The sequence below is a fragment of the Pseudomonas sp. UW4 genome, assembly GCF_000316175.1.
GTDB classification, from domain to species: domain Bacteria; phylum Pseudomonadota; class Gammaproteobacteria; order Pseudomonadales; family Pseudomonadaceae; genus Aquipseudomonas; species Aquipseudomonas laurylsulfatiphila.
In genome coordinates this window covers 4001014-4018144 of record NC_019670.1, presented here as the reverse complement: position 1 = coordinate 4018144, position 17131 = coordinate 4001014, and the positions used below count along the sequence as shown (strand labels likewise).

General features: G+C 60.9%; 12 protein-coding genes. 10 read left to right on the top strand and 2 right to left on the bottom strand.

Annotation, left to right across the window (positions count from 1 at the left end; all coding sequences use genetic code 11):
• Window positions 1-82 precede the first annotated feature (82 nt).
• Together PPUTUW4_RS17545 and PPUTUW4_RS17540 are read right to left on the bottom strand one after the other, a co-directional pair.
• Window positions 83-3361: a PAS domain S-box protein gene (locus PPUTUW4_RS17545; RefSeq protein WP_015095897.1), complete on the bottom strand. Its 3279-nt coding sequence runs from the start codon at window positions 3359-3361 to the stop codon at window positions 83-85.
• 67 nt (window positions 3362-3428) lie between these two features.
• Window positions 3429-4319 (bottom strand): LysR family transcriptional regulator, encoded by an 891-nt coding sequence (locus PPUTUW4_RS17540; RefSeq protein ID WP_015095896.1) that lies wholly within the window; start codon window positions 4317-4319, stop codon window positions 3429-3431.
• 148 nt (window positions 4320-4467) lie between these two features.
• Between PPUTUW4_RS17540 and leuC the strand changes: the two genes are divergently transcribed.
• From leuC to PPUTUW4_RS17490, 10 genes are all read left to right on the top strand, one after another.
• Window positions 4468-5886 (top strand): 3-isopropylmalate dehydratase large subunit, encoded by a 1419-nt coding sequence (gene leuC, locus PPUTUW4_RS17535; protein ID WP_008047334.1) that lies wholly within the window; start codon window positions 4468-4470, stop codon window positions 5884-5886.
• Window positions 5887-5896: 10 nt separating this feature from the next.
• On the top strand, window positions 5897-6541 hold the full coding sequence (gene leuD, locus PPUTUW4_RS17530; RefSeq protein ID WP_015095895.1) for a 3-isopropylmalate dehydratase small subunit: 645 nt from the start codon (window positions 5897-5899) through the stop codon (window positions 6539-6541).
• A 144-nt stretch (window positions 6542-6685) separates the two neighbouring features.
• Window positions 6686-7453, top strand: a complete 768-nt coding sequence (locus tag PPUTUW4_RS17525; protein WP_015095894.1) for a class I SAM-dependent methyltransferase — start codon at window positions 6686-6688, stop codon at window positions 7451-7453.
• Window positions 7454-7518: 65 nt separating this feature from the next.
• Window positions 7519-8601: a 3-isopropylmalate dehydrogenase gene (leuB, locus tag PPUTUW4_RS17520; RefSeq protein ID WP_007975659.1), complete on the top strand. Its 1083-nt coding sequence runs from the start codon at window positions 7519-7521 to the stop codon at window positions 8599-8601.
• Window positions 8602-8667: 66 nt separating this feature from the next.
• Window positions 8668-9780 carry an aspartate-semialdehyde dehydrogenase gene (gene asd, locus PPUTUW4_RS17515; RefSeq protein WP_015095893.1) on the top strand — a complete coding sequence of 371 codons (1113 nt, stop codon included), beginning with the start codon at window positions 8668-8670 and terminating at the stop codon, window positions 9778-9780.
• A 128-nt stretch (window positions 9781-9908) separates the two neighbouring features.
• Entirely contained in the window at window positions 9909-10931 is a 1023-nt protein-coding gene (locus tag PPUTUW4_RS17510; protein ID WP_015095892.1) for an IS110 family transposase, read from the top strand.
• 438 nt (window positions 10932-11369) lie between these two features.
• Entirely contained in the window at window positions 11370-12380 is a 1011-nt protein-coding gene (locus PPUTUW4_RS17505; RefSeq protein WP_015095891.1) for an aspartate-semialdehyde dehydrogenase, read from the top strand.
• Between the two features lie 205 nt (window positions 12381-12585).
• Window positions 12586-15195, top strand: a complete 2610-nt coding sequence (locus PPUTUW4_RS17500; protein WP_015095890.1) for a FimV/HubP family polar landmark protein — start codon at window positions 12586-12588, stop codon at window positions 15193-15195.
• A gap of 281 nt (window positions 15196-15476) precedes the next feature.
• Entirely contained in the window at window positions 15477-16301 is an 825-nt protein-coding gene (truA, locus tag PPUTUW4_RS17495; protein WP_041474918.1) for a tRNA pseudouridine(38-40) synthase TruA, read from the top strand.
• Between the two features lie 63 nt (window positions 16302-16364).
• A complete protein-coding gene (locus PPUTUW4_RS17490) occupies window positions 16365-16991 on the top strand; it encodes a phosphoribosylanthranilate isomerase (protein WP_015095888.1) in 627 nt (208 codons plus the stop codon).
• The last annotated feature ends 140 nt before the right edge of the window (window positions 16992-17131 follow it).

Sequence of the window (17131 nt, the reverse complement as noted above, 5' to 3'; positions counted from 1 at the left end):
CAGGCGTTTCTTTATCCGGTGTAGGAGTGTTCTTTATCAAGGTTGTCTGATGATCGGTGCGTGAGAATGATCCCCCCAACGTCTATTTGAGCAACAACTGAAACTCTTCCACCGGCAACGGCGGGCTGTGCAAATACCCTTGGTAGAAGTGACACTCCAGCCCCTGCAGGAACTCAAGCTGCTCCGCTGTTTCCACCCCTTCGGCAATCACTTTCAAATCCAGGCTGCGGGCCATGGCGACGATGGCGCGGATGATCTCGGCGTCGTTCGGGTCGCTGGTGGCGTCACGGATGAATGACTTGTCGATTTTCAGGGTGTCGACCGGCAGGCGCTTGAGGTAGGTCAGCGAGGAATAGCCGGTGCCGAAGTCGTCCATGGCGAAGCTCACTCCGAGTTTTTTCAGGCGGCGCATTTTGCCGATGGTGTCTTCCAGGTTCTGGATCACGATGCCTTCGGTGATTTCCAGCTTCAGCAACGTGCAGGGCAGCCCATAGGTGGCGAGGCTGTTTTCAACGCGTTCGACGAAATCGTTCTGGCGGAACTGGCGCGGGCTGATGTTCACGCACAGGCTGAATTTGTACGGGTTCACCAAGCCTCGGTCGATCAGTTTCTTGAAGGCCTGGCAGGCTTCGTCGAGGATCCAGGTGCCGACCTCCAGGATCAGTCCGCTGTCTTCCAGCACCTTGATGAACTCGGTGGGTGACTGCGCGCCGAGTTCCGGGTGATTCCAGCGTACCAGAGCCTCGGCGCCGACGATGCGGTCGCCCCGGGCGTCGACCTGGGGTTGGTAATGCACGCGAAACTCGCCCCGGGACAGAGCCAGGCGCAGGTCGGTTTCCATGCGCAGGCGTTCGCTCGCGGCCTTCTGCATGGTGTTGTGGTACATCTGCGCAGTATTGCGCCCCGAGTCCTTGGCGCGATAGAGCGCGATGTCGGCGCGCTTGAGCAGGTCGGTCGGGGTCGAGCCGTGATCGGGGATCAGCGCAATGCCGATACTGGGCGTCACTTGCAGGCGCTGGCCGTCGAGGAACATCGGTTCGGACAGCAGTTCGCGGATGGTGTCGGCCAGTTCCCGAACCTGATCGCTGACTTCGCTGCGCGAGCCTTCGAGACCGCTGAGCAGCACCACGAATTCGTCGCCACCCAGGCGTGCAACGGTGTCCTCCATGCGCACGCTGGCCTCCAGGCGCGCGGTGATGATTTTCAGCACGGTATCGCCCACCGGGTGCCCGAGGGAGTCGTTGATGTGCTTGAAATGGTCGAGGTCGAGGAACATCAGCGCGCCGCGCAGGTTATGCCGTTTGAGCAGGGCGATCTGCTGGCTCAGGCGGTCCATCAGCAAGGCACGGTTGGGCAGGTTGGTCAGTGGGTCATGGTAGGCCAGGTGGCGAATCTGCGCTTCGGCGTTTTTCAGCAGGCTCACGTCCCGCGCGGTCAACAGCAGGCAGGCGGTTTCGTTGAGGGTGATCGGCTCCACCGAGACTTCGACGGTGAGCAGTTCGCCGCGCTTGTTGCGCCCGAGCATTTCCTGGTGATGAACCCGGCCCTTGATCTGCAATTCGGCCAGCAGCGCCGAGCGTTGTTTTTCTTCCGCCCATATCCCGACCTGGTACACCGTGCGCCCCACCACTTCTTCGGCGCGGTAGCCGGTCAGGCGGCAGAAACCGTCGTTGACCTCCAGATAGCGGCCGGTGTCGCGCTCGGTGATGGTGATGGCATCGGGGCTGGAGTGGAAGGCCTTGGCAAATTTCTCTTCACTGGCCTTGAGCGCCGCTTCCGAGCGTTGTTGCTGGGTGATGTCGCGCAGCGTGGTGACGATGCAGGCCTGGTCGCCGACGCTGATCTGGCGGCTGGAAATCACGCAGGTCAGGGCCTGTCCGTCCTTGTGCTGGACGAGAATGGCGACGTTGTTCAGGCCTTGTTCGCGGATCACTTGTTCGATCCGTCGCAGGCTTTTCGCTGACGCGTCCCACAGGCCGATTTCGTCGGCACTGCGGCCGATCACATCGGCGGCGCTCCAGCCGAAGGTCTGGGTGAAGCTGGAGTTGATTTCTATGAACTGGCCGCTGTCCTGGTGGGTGACGCAGATCGGATCGGGGCTGACCTGGAACAGCGTGGCGAATTTTTCTTCGGAGGCCACCAGCCGTTGTTCGCGCTCCACCTGGTCAGTGATGTCGAGCAAGGTGCCGGCCATGCGCACCGGCACGCCGTTGTCATCGCGGTAGAGGCGGGCGCGGCTTTCCAGGTAGCGTGAGCTGCCGTCGGGCAATTGCACGCGGTAGGTCAATTGATAGTTGCCGGCCGGGCCTTCGCGCAGGCTTTGGTAGGCGTCGCGCATGGTGTCGCGCTCTTCGCCGGGTACGCCTTCGAAGAACTCGTCGAAGGACTCGTGAAAGGGTTTGGCTTCCAGGCCGTGCAGTTGGGCGGCCCGTGCCGATCCGTAGAGCATGCCGCTGGGAATATGCCAGTCCCAGGTACCGAGTTGCGCCGAATCCAGGGCCAGGTCGAGGCGTTCCTGGCTGTCTTTGAGGGCATGTTCGGCGACTTTGCGTTCGGTGGTGTCCAGGAAGGTGCTCAGTAGATAGGGCTGGCCTTCGAGCTCGACTTTTTGCGCACTGAGGATGCCGTCATGGATCTGGCCGTTGCTGGCGCGAAACTGCACTTCCATGCTCACCACGTCGCCCTTGGCTTTAGTGGCCTTGACCAGTTCGGCCCGTTGCTCGGGGTGCACCCACAGCCCCAGTTCCAGGGTGGTGCGGCCAATCGCGTTTTGCACCGGCCAACCGAACAGGCTTTCGAAATACTGGTTGGCTTCGGTAATCAGGCCGTCTTCCTGGCGGGTCAGCAGAACCATGTTCGGGCACAGGTGAAACAGGGTGGCGAAGCGTTTTTCCGAGCTGCTCAAGGCCTGCTCACGCTGGCGCTGGTGAGTGATCTCGCGGATCACGCCAATCATCCGCGGCCGGCCATGCTTGTCCGGCAACAGGCTGCCGCTGATTTCCAGCCAGTGCAGGCTGCCGTCGGGCCAGCGGATGCGGTGGTGCATGGCCTGCTCCAGTGGCGCGCCGCCAATGACCGCATGGAAGGCACGAACGGTTTTGGCGCGATCCTCTGGGGGTAGAAGGTCGAGGTATTCCAGGTCATGGGGCAGCGGTTGCCGTGGATCGAAGCCGAACAGCGCCTGCGTACCCCGGGACCAACTGATCTTCCCGCGTTCGATGTCCCAATACCAGGCACCCAGGCGCGCACCGTTGAGCGCGGCCAGCAATTGCGAGGCGCTTTCCCAGCTCTGTTCGGAGCTTTTCGGATCAATTGCCTGGATACGCGGCATCGGCGGAATACGGTCTACAGATTTCGGCATTGGCAAGCCTTGGGCTGGTGTTGGGCATTTGTTGCAGGTATTCGCGGCTCTATAGGAGTAGCACAACTTAGCCTTGAGTCCCTGGCAGATCGAGTTGAGCGTCCAGTAAGGCCATGAAGGCCCGCGCAGCATTCGACAGCGTCCTTTCCGTGTGCAGGATATAGCCTAGCTGGCGAGTGAGCTGTATGCCCGGCAAAGGTATGCGCGCCACCTGATCATCGAGCATGGTACGCGGCAAGACACTCCAGGCCAGGCCGATCGAGACCATCATCTTGATGGTTTCCAGGTAGTTGGTACTCATGGCGATATTTGGCGTCAAGCCCTGGGCTTCAAACAGCCGTTGCACGATGTGGTGGGTAAAGGTGTTGCCGCCGGGGAATACCGCCGGGTGTCGGGCGATGTCCGCCAGGCTGACCTTGCCGTTGTTGAGCAGTGAATGCTCCGGGGCGACCACGAAATCCAGCGGGTCGTCCCACACAGGCGTGGCCTTGACCAGTGTGTGGGGCTCCGGTGCGAGGGTGATGACCGCCAGTTCGGCGCGGCCATGGAGAATTTCCTCGTAGGCCACTTCCGAATCGAGGAACTGAATATCCAGCGCCACTTGCGGGTAGCGCCGGGTGAATTCCCTCAATAAAGGTGGCAAACGGTGCAGGCCGATGTGGTGACTGGTGGCCAGGGTCAGGCGGCCGGTCACTTCGCCGGTGAGGTTGGTCAGGGCGCGGCGCGTATCATCCAGCACATTGAGAATCTGATAGGCCCGCGGCAACAGGGCGCGCCCGGCTTCGGTCAAACCCACTTCACGGCCCAGGCGATCGAACAGCCGCACCTTCAATTGCTGCTCCAGTCCGGCGATGCGCTTGCTGACGGCCGGCTGGGTCAGGTGCAGCCGTTCACCTGCACCGGAGAAACTTCCGGTCTCGGCAATGGCAATAAAAGCATTGAGGTTGGCCAGGTCCATGTTCGTATTCCAGTTGGTTATCCAAAGCATAAAAAATATGAATTTGAGTTATTTAATGTAACCCCATAGGATCGACCTCACAAGCCAAGGGGTTATTGAATCGCTCAAGACCCAGGGCATAGAAACAAGCTGATGAGGAAACCGTCTGATGGCCGGCAAAACGCTCTACGACAAGCTCTGGGATTCGCATTTGGTCAAGCAGCGCGACGATGGCTCTGCGCTGATCTACATCGACCGTCACATCATCCACGAAGTGACTTCGCCGCAAGCCTTTGAAGGCCTGCGTCTGGCCGGGCGCAAGCCATGGCGCATCGATGCCAACATCGCGACCCCGGACCACAACGTACCGACCACCCCGGAGCGCAAGGGTGGCATCGACGCCATCGTTGACCAGGTCTCGCGCCTGCAAGTCCAGACCCTCGATGACAACTGCGATGAATACGGCATTGTCGAATTCAAGATGAACGACGTTCGCCAGGGCATCGTCCACGTCATCGGCCCGGAGCAGGGCGCCACCTTGCCGGGCATGACCGTGGTCTGCGGCGACTCCCACACCTCGACCCACGGCGCATTCGGCGCATTGGCGCACGGTATCGGCACTTCCGAGGTCGAGCATGTGCTCGCCACCCAGTGCCTGGTCGCCAAGAAAATGAAGAACATGCTGGTGCGCGTCGAAGGCCAATTGCCGTTCGGCGTGACCGCCAAGGACATCGTGCTCGCCGTGATCGGCAAGATCGGCACCGCCGGCGGTAACGGCCACGCCATCGAATTCGCCGGCAGCGCGATTCGCGACCTGTCCGTGGAAGGCCGCATGACCATCTGCAACATGTCCATCGAAGCCGGCGCTCGCGTGGGCCTGGTGGCTGCAGACGAAAAGACTGTGGAATACGTCAAGGGTCGTCCGTTCGCTCCGAAAGGCGCGGAGTGGGACCTGGCCGTCGAAGCCTGGAAAGACCTGGTTTCTGACGCCGACGCCAGATTCGACACCGTGGTCGAGCTCGACGCAACGCAAATCAAGCCGCAGGTCAGCTGGGGCACCTCGCCGGAAATGGTATTGGCGGTCGACCAGAACGTGCCGGATCCTGCGAAGGAAATGGACCTGGTCAAGCGTGATTCCATCGTCCGTGCCTTGAAGTACATGGGTTTGACCGCCAATCAGGCGATCACCGACATCCAGCTCGACCGCGTGTTCATCGGTTCCTGCACCAACTCGCGGATCGAAGACCTGCGCGCCGCAGCGGTGATCGCCAAGGGCCGCAAAGTGGCCTCGACCATCAAGCAGGCCATCGTCGTTCCAGGTTCGGGCCTGGTGAAGGCTCAGGCTGAATCGGAAGGCCTGGACAAGATTTTCCTCGAAGCCGGTTTCGAATGGCGTGAGCCGGGTTGCTCGATGTGCCTGGCGATGAACCCGGACCGTTTGGAAAGTGGCGAGCATTGCGCCTCGACCTCCAACCGTAACTTCGAAGGCCGTCAGGGCGCCGGTGGCCGTACCCACCTCGTCAGCCCGGCCATGGCCGCGGCCGCTGCCGTAAACGGTCGTTTCGTCGACGTCCGTGAATTGATTTAAGGAGCGCAGCATGAAAGCTTTTACCCAGCACACTGGACTTGTCGCGCCTTTGGATCGTGCCAACGTCGACACCGACCAGATCATTCCGAAGCAGTTCTTGAAGTCGATCAAACGCACCGGTTTTGGCCCGAACCTGTTCGATGAATGGCGCTACCTGGATGTGGGGCAGCCGTACCAGGACAATTCCAAGCGTCCGCTGAACAAGGACTTCGTCCTCAATGCCGAGCGTTACCAGGGCGCCAGCGTGTTGCTGGCCCGTGAGAACTTCGGTTGCGGCTCCAGTCGTGAACACGCGCCGTGGGCGCTGGAAGAGTACGGTTTTCGCAGCATCATCGCGCCGAGCTATGCCGACATCTTCTTCAACAACAGCTTCAAGAATGGCTTGCTGCCGATCATCCTGAGCGATGCGGAAGTCGACGAACTGTTCCAGCAGGTCGAGGCCAATCCGGGGTATCAGTTGCAGGTCGATCTGCAAGCCCAGACCGTGACCCGCCCTGACGGCAAGGTGTTGAGCTTTGAAATCGATGCGTTCCGCAAGCATTGCCTGCTCAACGGCCTGGACGATATCGGCCTGACCTTGCAGGACGGTGATGCGATTGCAGCGTTTGAGGCCAAGCACCGTGCGAGCCAGCCCTGGTTGTTTCGCGACGCGTGATTTTGCGTAAGGCGTAATGACGCCATCGCGAGCAAGCTCGCTCCCACATTGGATTTGCGGCGTTCACAAAACCTGTGGGAGCGAGCTTGCTCGCGATGAGGCCAGAACAGACACCCCAAGACTCACCCCAAAAAGGAAGTCCCCATGACCAGCACCGCCCAGCACAGCCAGGTAGTCCAAAAGCAATTCGGTGAACAGGCAGCCGCCTACCTGAGCAGCGCCGTCCACGCTCAAGGCACCGAATTCGCGCTGCTACAGGCTGAACTGGCGGGGCAGGGCGATGCCCGGGTCCTGGACCTGGGGTGCGGCGCCGGTCACGTGAGTTTCCACGTAGCGCCGCTGGTCAGGGAGGTCGTGGCCTACGACCTGTCGCAACAGATGCTCGATGTGGTGACGGCTGCCGCTGCCGAGCGGGGTTTGAGCAATGTGTCCACGGTCAACGGTGCCGTCGAGCGCCTGCCGTTCGCCGATGGCGAATTCGATTTCGTCTTCAGCCGCTATTCGGCGCACCATTGGAGCGACCTGGGCGTGGCGCTGCGGGAAGTGCGCCGGGTGTTGAAACCGGGTGGCGTGGCGGCATTTGTCGACGTGTTGTCACCGGGCAGTCCGTTGTTCGACACTTACCTGCAAAGCGTCGAAGTGCTGCGTGACACCAGCCATGTGCGCGATTATTCCGCCGGAGAGTGGCTGCGTCAGGTCAGTGAGGCGGGGTTGCACACCCGCAGTACCACCCGTCAGCGCTTGCGCCTGGAGTACAACAGCTGGGTTGAGCGCATGCGCACCCCTGAAGTGATGCGCGCGGCGATCCGCCAGTTGCAGCAGTCGATGGGTCATGAAGTACGCGAATATTTTGAGATTGAGACCGATGGTTCGTTCAGTACCGATGTGCTGGTACTGTTTGTAGAAAGATAGGTACCGATCGATAGAGTTTTTCCGGGAGCGCCCGTGGGTGCACCGACTGATGACATGAGGAAAGCATGAGCAAGCAGATTCTGATTCTCCCAGGTGACGGTATTGGCCCGGAAATCATGGCCGAAGCGGTCAAGGTGCTGGAACTGGCCAGTGACAAGTTCTCTCTGGGCTTCGAGCTGAGCCACGACGTGATCGGTGGCGCGGCCATCGACAAACACGGCGTGCCTTTGGCCGATGAAACCCTGGAGCGTGCCCGCGCGGCCGATGCCGTGTTGCTGGGTGCGGTCGGCGGCCCGAAATGGGACACCATCGAGCGTGACATCCGCCCTGAGCGCGGCCTGTTGAAAATCCGCGCACAACTGGGCCTGTTCGGCAACCTGCGTCCGGCGATCCTGTACCCGCAACTGGCCGAGGCTTCCAGCCTGAAGCCGGAAATCGTCTCCGGGCTGGACATCCTGATCGTTCGCGAACTGACCGGCGGCATCTACTTCGGTGCGCCACGTGGCACTCGTACCCTGGAAAACGGCGAGCGTCAGTCCTACGACACCCTGCCGTACAGCGAAAGCGAAATCCGCCGCATTGCCCGTGTCGGCTTCGACATGGCCATGGTCCGCGGCAAGAAGCTGTGCTCGGTGGACAAGGCCAACGTACTGGCGTCCAGCCAGTTGTGGCGTGAAGTGGTCGAGCAAGTGGCCAAGGATTACCCTGAAGTCGAACTGAGCCACATGTACGTCGACAACGCCGCCATGCAGCTGGTGCGTGCACCGAAGCAGTTCGACGTGATCGTTACCGACAACATGTTCGGCGACATCCTGTCCGACCAGGCTTCGATGCTCACCGGTTCCATCGGCATGCTGCCGTCGGCGTCCCTGGACACCAACAACAAGGGCATGTATGAGCCGTGCCACGGTTCGGCGCCGGACATCGCGGGCAAGGGCATCGCCAACCCGCTGGCGACCATTCTGTCGGTGTCGATGATGCTGCGTTACAGCTTCAATCAGCAGGCTGCCGCCGACGCCATCGAGAAAGCCGTGAGCCTGGTGCTCGATCAGGGCTTGCGCACGGGCGACATCTGGTCGGCCGGTTGCACTAAAGTCGGTACGCAGGAAATGGGTGACGCAGTAGTCGCCGCGCTGCGGAATCTGTAATCTCTCGGGCCCGCTGCCAAATTCAAGCAAAGGCAGCGGCCCACATTTCAAGAAGGTGTAGTTGCGATGAAACGTGTAGGTCTGATCGGTTGGCGCGGTATGGTCGGTTCCGTGCTCATGCAGCGGATGCTGGAAGAGCAGGATTTCGATCTTATCGAGCCGGTGTTTTTCACCACTTCCAATGTCGGTGGCCAAGGCCCGTCCGTGGGCAAGGACATTGCTCCGCTCAAGGACGCTTACAGCATTGAAGAGCTGAAAACCCTCGACGTGATTCTGACCTGCCAGGGTGGCGACTACACCAGCGAAGTCTTCCCCAAGCTGCGCGAAGCCGGCTGGCAGGGTTACTGGATCGACGCCGCTTCCAGTCTGCGCATGCAGGATGACGCGGTGATCGTTCTGGATCCGGTGAACCGCAAGGTCATCGACCAGCAGCTCGATGCTGGCACCAAGAACTACATCGGCGGCAACTGCACCGTCAGCCTGATGCTGATGGGACTCGGTGGCCTGTTCGAAGCGGGTTTGGTGGAGTGGATGAGCGCCATGACCTATCAGGCGGCCTCCGGTGCCGGCGCGCAGAACATGCGTGAACTGATCAGGCAGATGGGCGCGACCCACGCCGCTGTCGCCGATCAACTGGCCGATCCGGCCAGCGCGATCCTCGACATCGACCGTCGCGTGGCCGAAGCCATGCGCAGCGACGCGTACCCGACCGAAAACTTCGGCGTACCGCTGGCCGGCAGCCTGATCCCGTGGATCGACAAGGAACTGCCGAACGGCCAGAGCCGCGAAGAGTGGAAGGCCCAGGCCGAGACCAACAAGATCCTCGGTCGCTTCAAGAGCCCGATCCCGGTCGATGGCATCTGCGTGCGCATCGGCGCCATGCGCTGCCACAGCCAGGCGCTGACCATCAAGCTGAACAAAGACGTGCCGATCGCCGATATCGAAGGGTTGATCAGCCAGCACAACCCTTGGGTCAAGCTGGTGCCGAACAGCCGCGAGACCAGCATTCAGGAGCTGAGCCCGAACAAGGTCACCGGCACCCTGAACATCCCGGTTGGCCGTTTGCGCAAGCTGAACATGGGCTCGCAGTTCGTCGGCGCGTTCACCGTCGGCGACCAGTTGCTGTGGGGTGCGGCCGAACCGCTGCGCCGCATGCTGCGGATCCTGCTGGAGCGTTGATCGACTGATGCAATGAAAGAACCCGCGCCTTGAAAGAGGTGCGGGTTTAATGAGATGGTCAGCCTGACCGAGAAGCCCTGCAGGTTTACGCTTGCAGGGCTTTTCTCGTTTTCGGCGGAGGATCTCTCATGAATACGATGACGCTTCTCGGTATCGACATTGGCAAACACAGTTTCCACCTGCATGGCCAGGATGCCAAAGGTCATCAGGTATTGCGCAAGAAAACCAACCGCGGCCAATTGCTCAGCACATTGGCGCAGGTACCGTCCTGTACGGTGGTAATGGAGTCCTGCGGCGGCGCCCATTGGCTGGCTCGACAGATTGGTGCATTGGGCCACGAGGTGAAGCTGATCGCCCCGCAGTACGTCAAACCATTCGTCAAAGGCAACAAAAACGACTTCATTGATGCCGAAGCGATTTGCGAGGCGGCGAGCCGCCCCGCGATGCGCTTCTGCTCGATCAAAACCGCAGAGCAACAAACGCTTTCAGCCCTGCATCGTGTCCGTAAATCTTTGATTGGCCAGCGAACCGTCGCAACCAACCAGATTCATGGCTTTCTGCTGGAGTTCGGGATCAGCCTGCCTATAGGTGCCGCTGCGTTGCACCGCGTGCCGGCGCTGTTGGACGACCCGCAGCACCCGGTTCCGTTGCGCCTAAAGGGCGTAGTGATGCGTCTCCATCATCAAATTCAACAGCTGAATGATGAAATCAAGGACATCGAGTCCGATCTGAAGCAGCAGCTGAAAGAAGACGATGCCGGGAGTCGTTTGCAGAGTATTCCTGGCATCGGCCCGATCACCGCCAGCGCGGTATTGGCGGATGTGGGCGATGCGTCGAACTATCGAAGTGGACGCGATTTTGCCGCTTCGCTAGGGCTGGTGCCGAGGCAGTATTCGACGGGCGGAAAAACAGTACTACTGGGGATCAGCAAGCGCGGCGACAAGCACATCCGCCAACTGCTGGTGCAGGGCGCGCGATCCATCATGCAGCATATCGATAAGCGGGAAGACGCCTTGGGGCCCTGGGTTCGAGAGCTCGTGACGCGTCGCCACTCCAATGTTGTCGCGTGCGCGCTGGCGAACAAACTGGCGCGCATCGTGTGGGCGGTACTGGCCAAAGGCGGCCAGTACGACCCACATCCGAACGCTTGAACAGCTTTACCACCGGCTTTTGCGACGTCACTGACTGATGACAGTAAACGGCAAACGGCCCGACTGAGAACCTGCCATAAAAATCAGCTTTAGAGGCTGAGGGTTTTTTCAGGACAGTCGGGAGCGGCTACTCATCGAGGGTCGAGCGTTGTTGCAGCAACGCTCACAATGAGCCCGGATACATTAGCGCAAGCCAGCTTTACCGAAAACAGCCCATGAGGTTGCAGGAGATGGGCTGACCATACATTTTATGGAGGAAATGTTGTCAGGCCCGTCGCCTTCGCGAGCAGGCTCGCTCCCACAGGGAAATGCGATCAACTGTGGGAGCGAGCCTGCTCGCGAAGGGGCCATCACAGGCACCACAAGGCCCGGCAGAATTGCCTGTATCCTACCCACCCGGTAAAGTGCCGCTCCCCCCGTTTCGCCAGAGGTAAAACCATGAGCCAGACCATTGATATTGCCGTGATCGGCGCCACCGGTACTGTCGGCGAAACACTCGTGCAGATTCTCGAGGAGCGCGATTTCCCGATCGGCACCCTGCACCTGTTGGCCAGCAGCGAGTCGGCCGGCAGTTCCGTACCCTTTCGCGGCAAGAACGTGCGGGTGCGGGAAGTCGATGAGTTCGACTTCAGCAAGGTGCAGTTGGCATTTTTTGCCGCCGGCCCGGCGGTTTCCTTGAGTTTTTCTTCCCGTGCGAACGATGCCGGTTGCTCGGTGATCGATCTGTCCGGTGCCTTGCCGGCGGACAAGGCGCCGCAGGTCGTGCCTGAGGCCAACGCTCAGGTGCTGGCGGGCTTGAAAAAGCCGTTTCTGGTCAGCAGTCCAAGTCCTTCGGCTACCACGCTGGCGGTGGTGCTCGCGCCGCTGATGGATGTGCTCGATTTGCAGCGCGTCAGCCTGACCGCCAGCCTGGCGGTATCGGCCCAGGGCCGTGAAGCCGTGAGTGAGCTCGCCCGGCAAACCGCCGAACTGCTGAATGTGCGGCCGCTCGAGCCGAAATTCTTTGACCGGCAAATGGCCTTCAACCTGTTGGCTCAGGTCGGCAAGCCGGATGAACAAGGTCATACGCTGCTGGAAAAACGCCTGGTGCGTGAGCTGCGTCAGGTCATGGCGCTGCCTTCATTGAAGATTTCCGTCACTTGCATTCAAGCCCCGGTGTTTTTTGGCGATAGCTATAGCGTGACCCTGCAGTGCGCAAACGACATTGATTTGGCCAAAGTCAATGCTGCGTTGGAAGACGCGCCCGGTATCGAGCTGGTCGAGGCAGGCGATTACCCGACGCCGGTAGGTGACGCGGTAGGCCAGGATGTGGTCTACGTGGGGCGGGTTCGCCAGGGTATCGACGACCTGTCGGAACTTAATTTGTGGCTGACGTCAGATAACGTACGCAAAGGCGCCGCGCTCAACGCTGTGCAGCTGGCTGAGTTGTTGATTAAAGACCTGCTGTAAAAGATACTTTGCAACAATTTGTCGATTGATTCCGCACGAGCCTATGCTTGCCGGAGTGCTGAAGGCGAGCCACTCTGCGGGGCTTTGCGGGGCATCAATCAAATGATCGCGCGCGACGACCTTCGTCGTTGCACGCAATGCCTTGCGGCTGCGGCTATCAATATCTTCTCGCTGGCCGAGGAATGTTCAAACTAAGGATGAGCTAATGGTTCAAGTTCGCAAACTGGTGTTAGCAATAGCGGCCGCCTCGGCGCTGTCCTCCGGTATGGCGCATGCCCTCGGGCTCGGGGAACTGACCCTGAAATCGACGCTCAACCAGCCGCTGGTGGCGGAAATCGAGCTGCTCGATGTCAAGGACCTCACCGCTGCCGAATTGGTGCCGAGCCTGGCTTCGCCGGAAGATTTCGCCAAGGCCGGTGTCGACCGCCAGGCGTTTCTGAATGACTTGACCTTCACCCCGGTGCTTAACGCCAGCGGCAAAAGCATCCTGCGCGTGACCTCCAGCAAGCCTCTCTCCGAGCCGATGGTGAAGTTCCTGGTTCAGGTGATGTGGCCGAATGGCCGTTTGCTGCGCGACTACAGTGTGCTGCTCGATCCATCGAAATTCTCGCCGCAAGCCGCCGAGGCGGCTGCGCAGCCCGCACCGACTTCAACCGTCGCTGCACCGGTCACCGGTGCGACCAAACCGTCGCAATACACCACCACGCCGCGCGATACCCTGTGGGAAATCGCCGCGAAGGCGCGTAATGGCGGTTCGATCCAGCAAACCATGCTGGCCATTCAGGCGCTGAACCCGGACGCCTTCATTGACGGCAACATCAACCGCCTGAAAACCGGCCAGGTGCTGCGTATGCCGGATCAGGCGCAGAGCACGAACCTGCCGCAACCCAAGGCCATCGCCGAAGTGGCCGCGCAGAACAAGGCCTGGCGTCAGGGGCGCCGTTATGTCGCCAAGCCCGGGGCAGGGCAGCAGCAACTGGACGCTACCAATCGCGCTCGCACCGATGCTGCTCCGACTCAAGCGGCCGGCGACAAACTGAGCCTGGTGTCTGCCGAGTCCGGCAAGAATCGTGGCAAAGGACCTGCCGGCGATGCTGCGGCCCTTAGCAACAAGCTGGCGGTGACTCAGGAGAGCCTCGACAGCAGTCGTCGTGATAACGCCGAACTGAAAAGCCGCATGGCCGACCTGCAAAGCCAGGTGGACAAGCTGCAGCGCCTGATCGAGCTGAAGAACAATCAACTGGCCAAGTTGCAGGCCGAGGGCGCGACTGGCGCACCAGGCACCGCAACGGCTCCGGCAATGTCGGCCGAGCTGGCGCCCAATCCGGCTGCACCTGCTCCGGCAGACACTGCGCCGGTTGCACCTGCGCCAGTGGCCACGGCACCCGAGGCAGCTCCGACGCCGGCCGCATCCGACGATCAGAAATTCAATGAGTTGCTGAGCAATCCGGTGCTGCTGGGCCTGGTGGGTGGCGGTGCTGTCGTTCTGCTGCTCTTGCTGCTGTTGCTGGCGCGCCGTCGCAAAGCCCAGCAAGCAGCCGAGAAGCATCAGCGCATGGCGCGTGCCCTGGCCGAAGAACAGCCGTTCTCGGCCGATCTCGACCTGCCGGAAAGCAGCTTCGAAGGCCTGGAGGTTCCGTCGCCAAGCGTGAAGCTGGCGACTGCACCGACGCCAACTCCCGCGCCTGCGCCGGTCATTGCCCCGGTCGTGATGACCACGCCGATCGCCGCGCCATTGGTGTCGCCGGCTGCCGAGCGTTCCGACGATGTACTGGGCCAGGCTCAGTCGCACATCAGTGCCGGTCGCCTGAACCAGGCTGCCGCGTTGCTGGAGGACGGCGTCAAGCGAGAGCCTCAGCGCAGCGATTTGCGCTTGAAGCTGATGGAAGTCTATGGCCAGCAAGGCGACCGCGATGCGTTCGTCAGCCAGGAGCGCAAGCTGGTGGCCAATGGCGACAACTTCGCCCAGGTTGAAAAGCTCAAAAGCCGCTTCCCGGCCATGGCGCTGGTGGCTGCCGGTGGCATCGCCGCAGCCGCCGTTGCTGCCGAGCTGGACGCGCAGTACGTCAAGGACCTGTTGCTCGATGAGCCGCAAGCACCCGCGCCGGAACCGACGCCGCTCGAGGATGACCTCGACAGCGCCTTCGACCTGAGCCTGGATGATCTGGACACGATCCAGCCTGTGGCGCCTGCACCTGCACCGGCACCTGTACCGGAGCCTGAAGTGGCGGCTTTGGCGGATCTGGACGAATTCCCGCTGGATGACGATCTGAGTTTTGAGTCGGTGTTGCAGCAACAGACCGAAATCAAGGAAAACCTCGACGACCTGTCGGACTTCGACCTTGACCTGGATCTCGGTGCGCAACCGTCGCCGGCGATGCTGGCTGAAGATGACTTCCTGCTGGATCTGGATGAAGGCGTGAAGGATTTTCCAGCCGCCGAAACCCCGGCTGTTCCTGAAATTGCGCTGGATGATCTGGACTTGCCTGCCGATTTCGACCTGTCGCTGGCCGACGAAATGAGCACACCGGATGCGTTCGCCGCCGAGCTGGATGATGTCAATGCCGAGCTGGAAAGCCTGTCCAACAGCATCGGTGAGCCGACCTTTACCGAAGCCGATGCCGCACTGGATGGCGATGACGAGTTCGACTTCCTCTCGGGTACCGATGAAGCCGCTACCAAGCTCGATCTGGCCCAGGCCTATATCGACATGGGCGACAGCGACGGTGCCCGCGACATCCTCAATGAGGTCGTGAGCGAAGGCAGTGACGAGCAGAAGAGCGAAGCCAGGGAGATGCTTTCGCGTCTGGCTTGAGTGATCGGTACGTTGTAAACAAAGCGGCAGCCCGGTGAGGCTGCCGTTTTTGTTTGGGCGATGAATTGATGTCGTCTGCTGTGGCCTCTTCGCGGGCAAGCCCGCTCCCACAAGGTTCTGTGGCGTTCACAATACCTGTGGGAGCGGGCTTGCCCGCGAAGAGGCCGGAACAGTCGATGGAGATCTCGCTGGCATCCCCTCCAGTCGGCCTTATAATGCCCGCCTTTGGTACATCAGCAGGCTGTCCCTCCTTGGCAAATATAGATAACCCGGCCGCCGAAATGGCAGCCGACGGCTTTTTCCGGATCGCGCTGGGCGTCGAATACAAAGGCTCGCGCTACCGTGGCTGGCAGCGCCAGGCTTCCGGGGTGCTCACCGTGCAGGAAACCCTCGAAAACGCCTTGTCCAAAGTCGCCGATTCACCCGTCTCGCTGATGTGCGCCGGGCGTACCGACGCCGGGGTGCATGCCTGCGGACAGGTGGTGCATTTCGATACCCAGGTCGAGCGTTCGATGAAGGCCTGGACCATGGGCGCCAACATCAACCTGCCCCACGACGTCAGTGTAAGTTGGGCCAAGGTCATGCCGGCGCATTTCCATGCGCGGTTCAAGGCCATTGCCCGGCGTTATCGCTACGTGATCTACAACGATCAGATCCGCCCCGCGCACCTGAACGAAGAAGTGACCTGGAACCACCGCCCGCTGGACGTCGAGCGCATGGCCGAGGCCGCTCAATACCTGCTCGGCACCCATGATTTCAGTGCTTTTCGCGCCGGCCAGTGCCAGGCCAAGTCGCCGATCAAGGAACTGCATCACCTGCGCGTCACCCGTCACGGCAAGATGATCGTGCTGGACATTCGCGCCAGCGCCTTCCTGCACCACATGGTGCGCAACATCGCCGGCGTGCTGATGACCATTGGCGCCGGTGAGCGTCCGGTGGAGTGGATGAAAGAGGTGCTGGAGAGCCGGATTCGGCGGTCCGGGGGCGTGACGGCGCATCCATTCGGGTTGTATCTGGTGCAGGTCGAGTACCGTGACGAGTTCCAATTGCCAGAACGTTACATCGGTCCACACTTCCTGACCGGCTTCTCCGAACTTGGCGGCTGACGCCCTCGAACGCTTTTGTTACCATCCGGGACTTTCCCGGATTTGTCTTGGAGTTGTGTTGACATGTCAGCCGTTCGCAGCAAGATCTGTGGGATTACCCGCATAGAGGATGCGTTGGCAGCCGTCGAGGCCGGGGCGGATGCCATCGGCTTCGTGTTCTATGCCAAAAGCCCCCGTGCGGTGACGTTCCAGCAGGCGCGCTCGATCATCCAGGCGCTGCCGCCGTTCGTGACCACCGTGGGCCTGTTCGTCAATGCGAGCCGTTGCGAACTGGGTGAACTCCTCGACGCAGTGCCTCTGGACCTGCTGCAATTTCACGGCGATGAAAGCGCGGCGGATTGCGAAGGCTGGCACCGTCCGTACATCAAGGCGTTGCGGGTCAAGGCGGGGGATGACATCGCCGCGGCCTGTGATGCGTATGCCAGTGCCAGCGGTATCCTGCTCGATACCTATGTCGAAGGCGTTCCCGGAGGAACCGGTGAGGCGTTTGACTGGTCACTGATACCGCAAGGCTTGAGCAAACCGATCATTCTGGCCGGCGGCCTGACGCCGGATAACGTCGCCGAAGCCATTGCCCGCGTCCGGCCTTATGCCGTGGATGTCAGCGGCGGGGTAGAGGCGAGCAGGGGCATAAAGGATCACGCAAAGGTTCAGGCATTTATCAAGGCGGTACGCGGTAGCACCTGTTGATGTGACGGCTGGCAGACTGCCGCCGTCCACTGCACTGTACAAAACGGCTGAGGGTCATGGGGTGGTACGCAGGTCACGTTTCGCTGATCCGGCCATTCACTGATCATCGCCGCACACATGAATTTAGCGCTAGGGCATAC

Coding starts and splice junctions, on each gene's coding strand:
- PPUTUW4_RS17545 (WP_015095897.1), bottom strand. CDS start 3,361: ATGCCGAAATCTGTAGACCGTATTCCGCCGATGCCGCGTATCCAGGCA.
- PPUTUW4_RS17540 (WP_015095896.1), bottom strand. CDS start 4,319: ATGGACCTGGCCAACCTCAATGCTTTTATTGCCATTGCCGAGACCGGA.
- leuC (WP_008047334.1), top strand. CDS start 4,468: ATGGCCGGCAAAACGCTCTACGACAAGCTCTGGGATTCGCATTTGGTC.
- leuD (WP_015095895.1), top strand. CDS start 5,897: ATGAAAGCTTTTACCCAGCACACTGGACTTGTCGCGCCTTTGGATCGT.
- PPUTUW4_RS17525 (WP_015095894.1), top strand. CDS start 6,686: ATGACCAGCACCGCCCAGCACAGCCAGGTAGTCCAAAAGCAATTCGGT.
- leuB (WP_007975659.1), top strand. CDS start 7,519: ATGAGCAAGCAGATTCTGATTCTCCCAGGTGACGGTATTGGCCCGGAA.
- asd (WP_015095893.1), top strand. CDS start 8,668: ATGAAACGTGTAGGTCTGATCGGTTGGCGCGGTATGGTCGGTTCCGTG.
- PPUTUW4_RS17510 (WP_015095892.1), top strand. CDS start 9,909: ATGAATACGATGACGCTTCTCGGTATCGACATTGGCAAACACAGTTTC.
- PPUTUW4_RS17505 (WP_015095891.1), top strand. CDS start 11,370: ATGAGCCAGACCATTGATATTGCCGTGATCGGCGCCACCGGTACTGTC.
- PPUTUW4_RS17500 (WP_015095890.1), top strand. CDS start 12,586: ATGGTTCAAGTTCGCAAACTGGTGTTAGCAATAGCGGCCGCCTCGGCG.
- truA (WP_041474918.1), top strand. CDS start 15,477: ATGGCAGCCGACGGCTTTTTCCGGATCGCGCTGGGCGTCGAATACAAA.
- PPUTUW4_RS17490 (WP_015095888.1), top strand. CDS start 16,365: ATGTCAGCCGTTCGCAGCAAGATCTGTGGGATTACCCGCATAGAGGAT.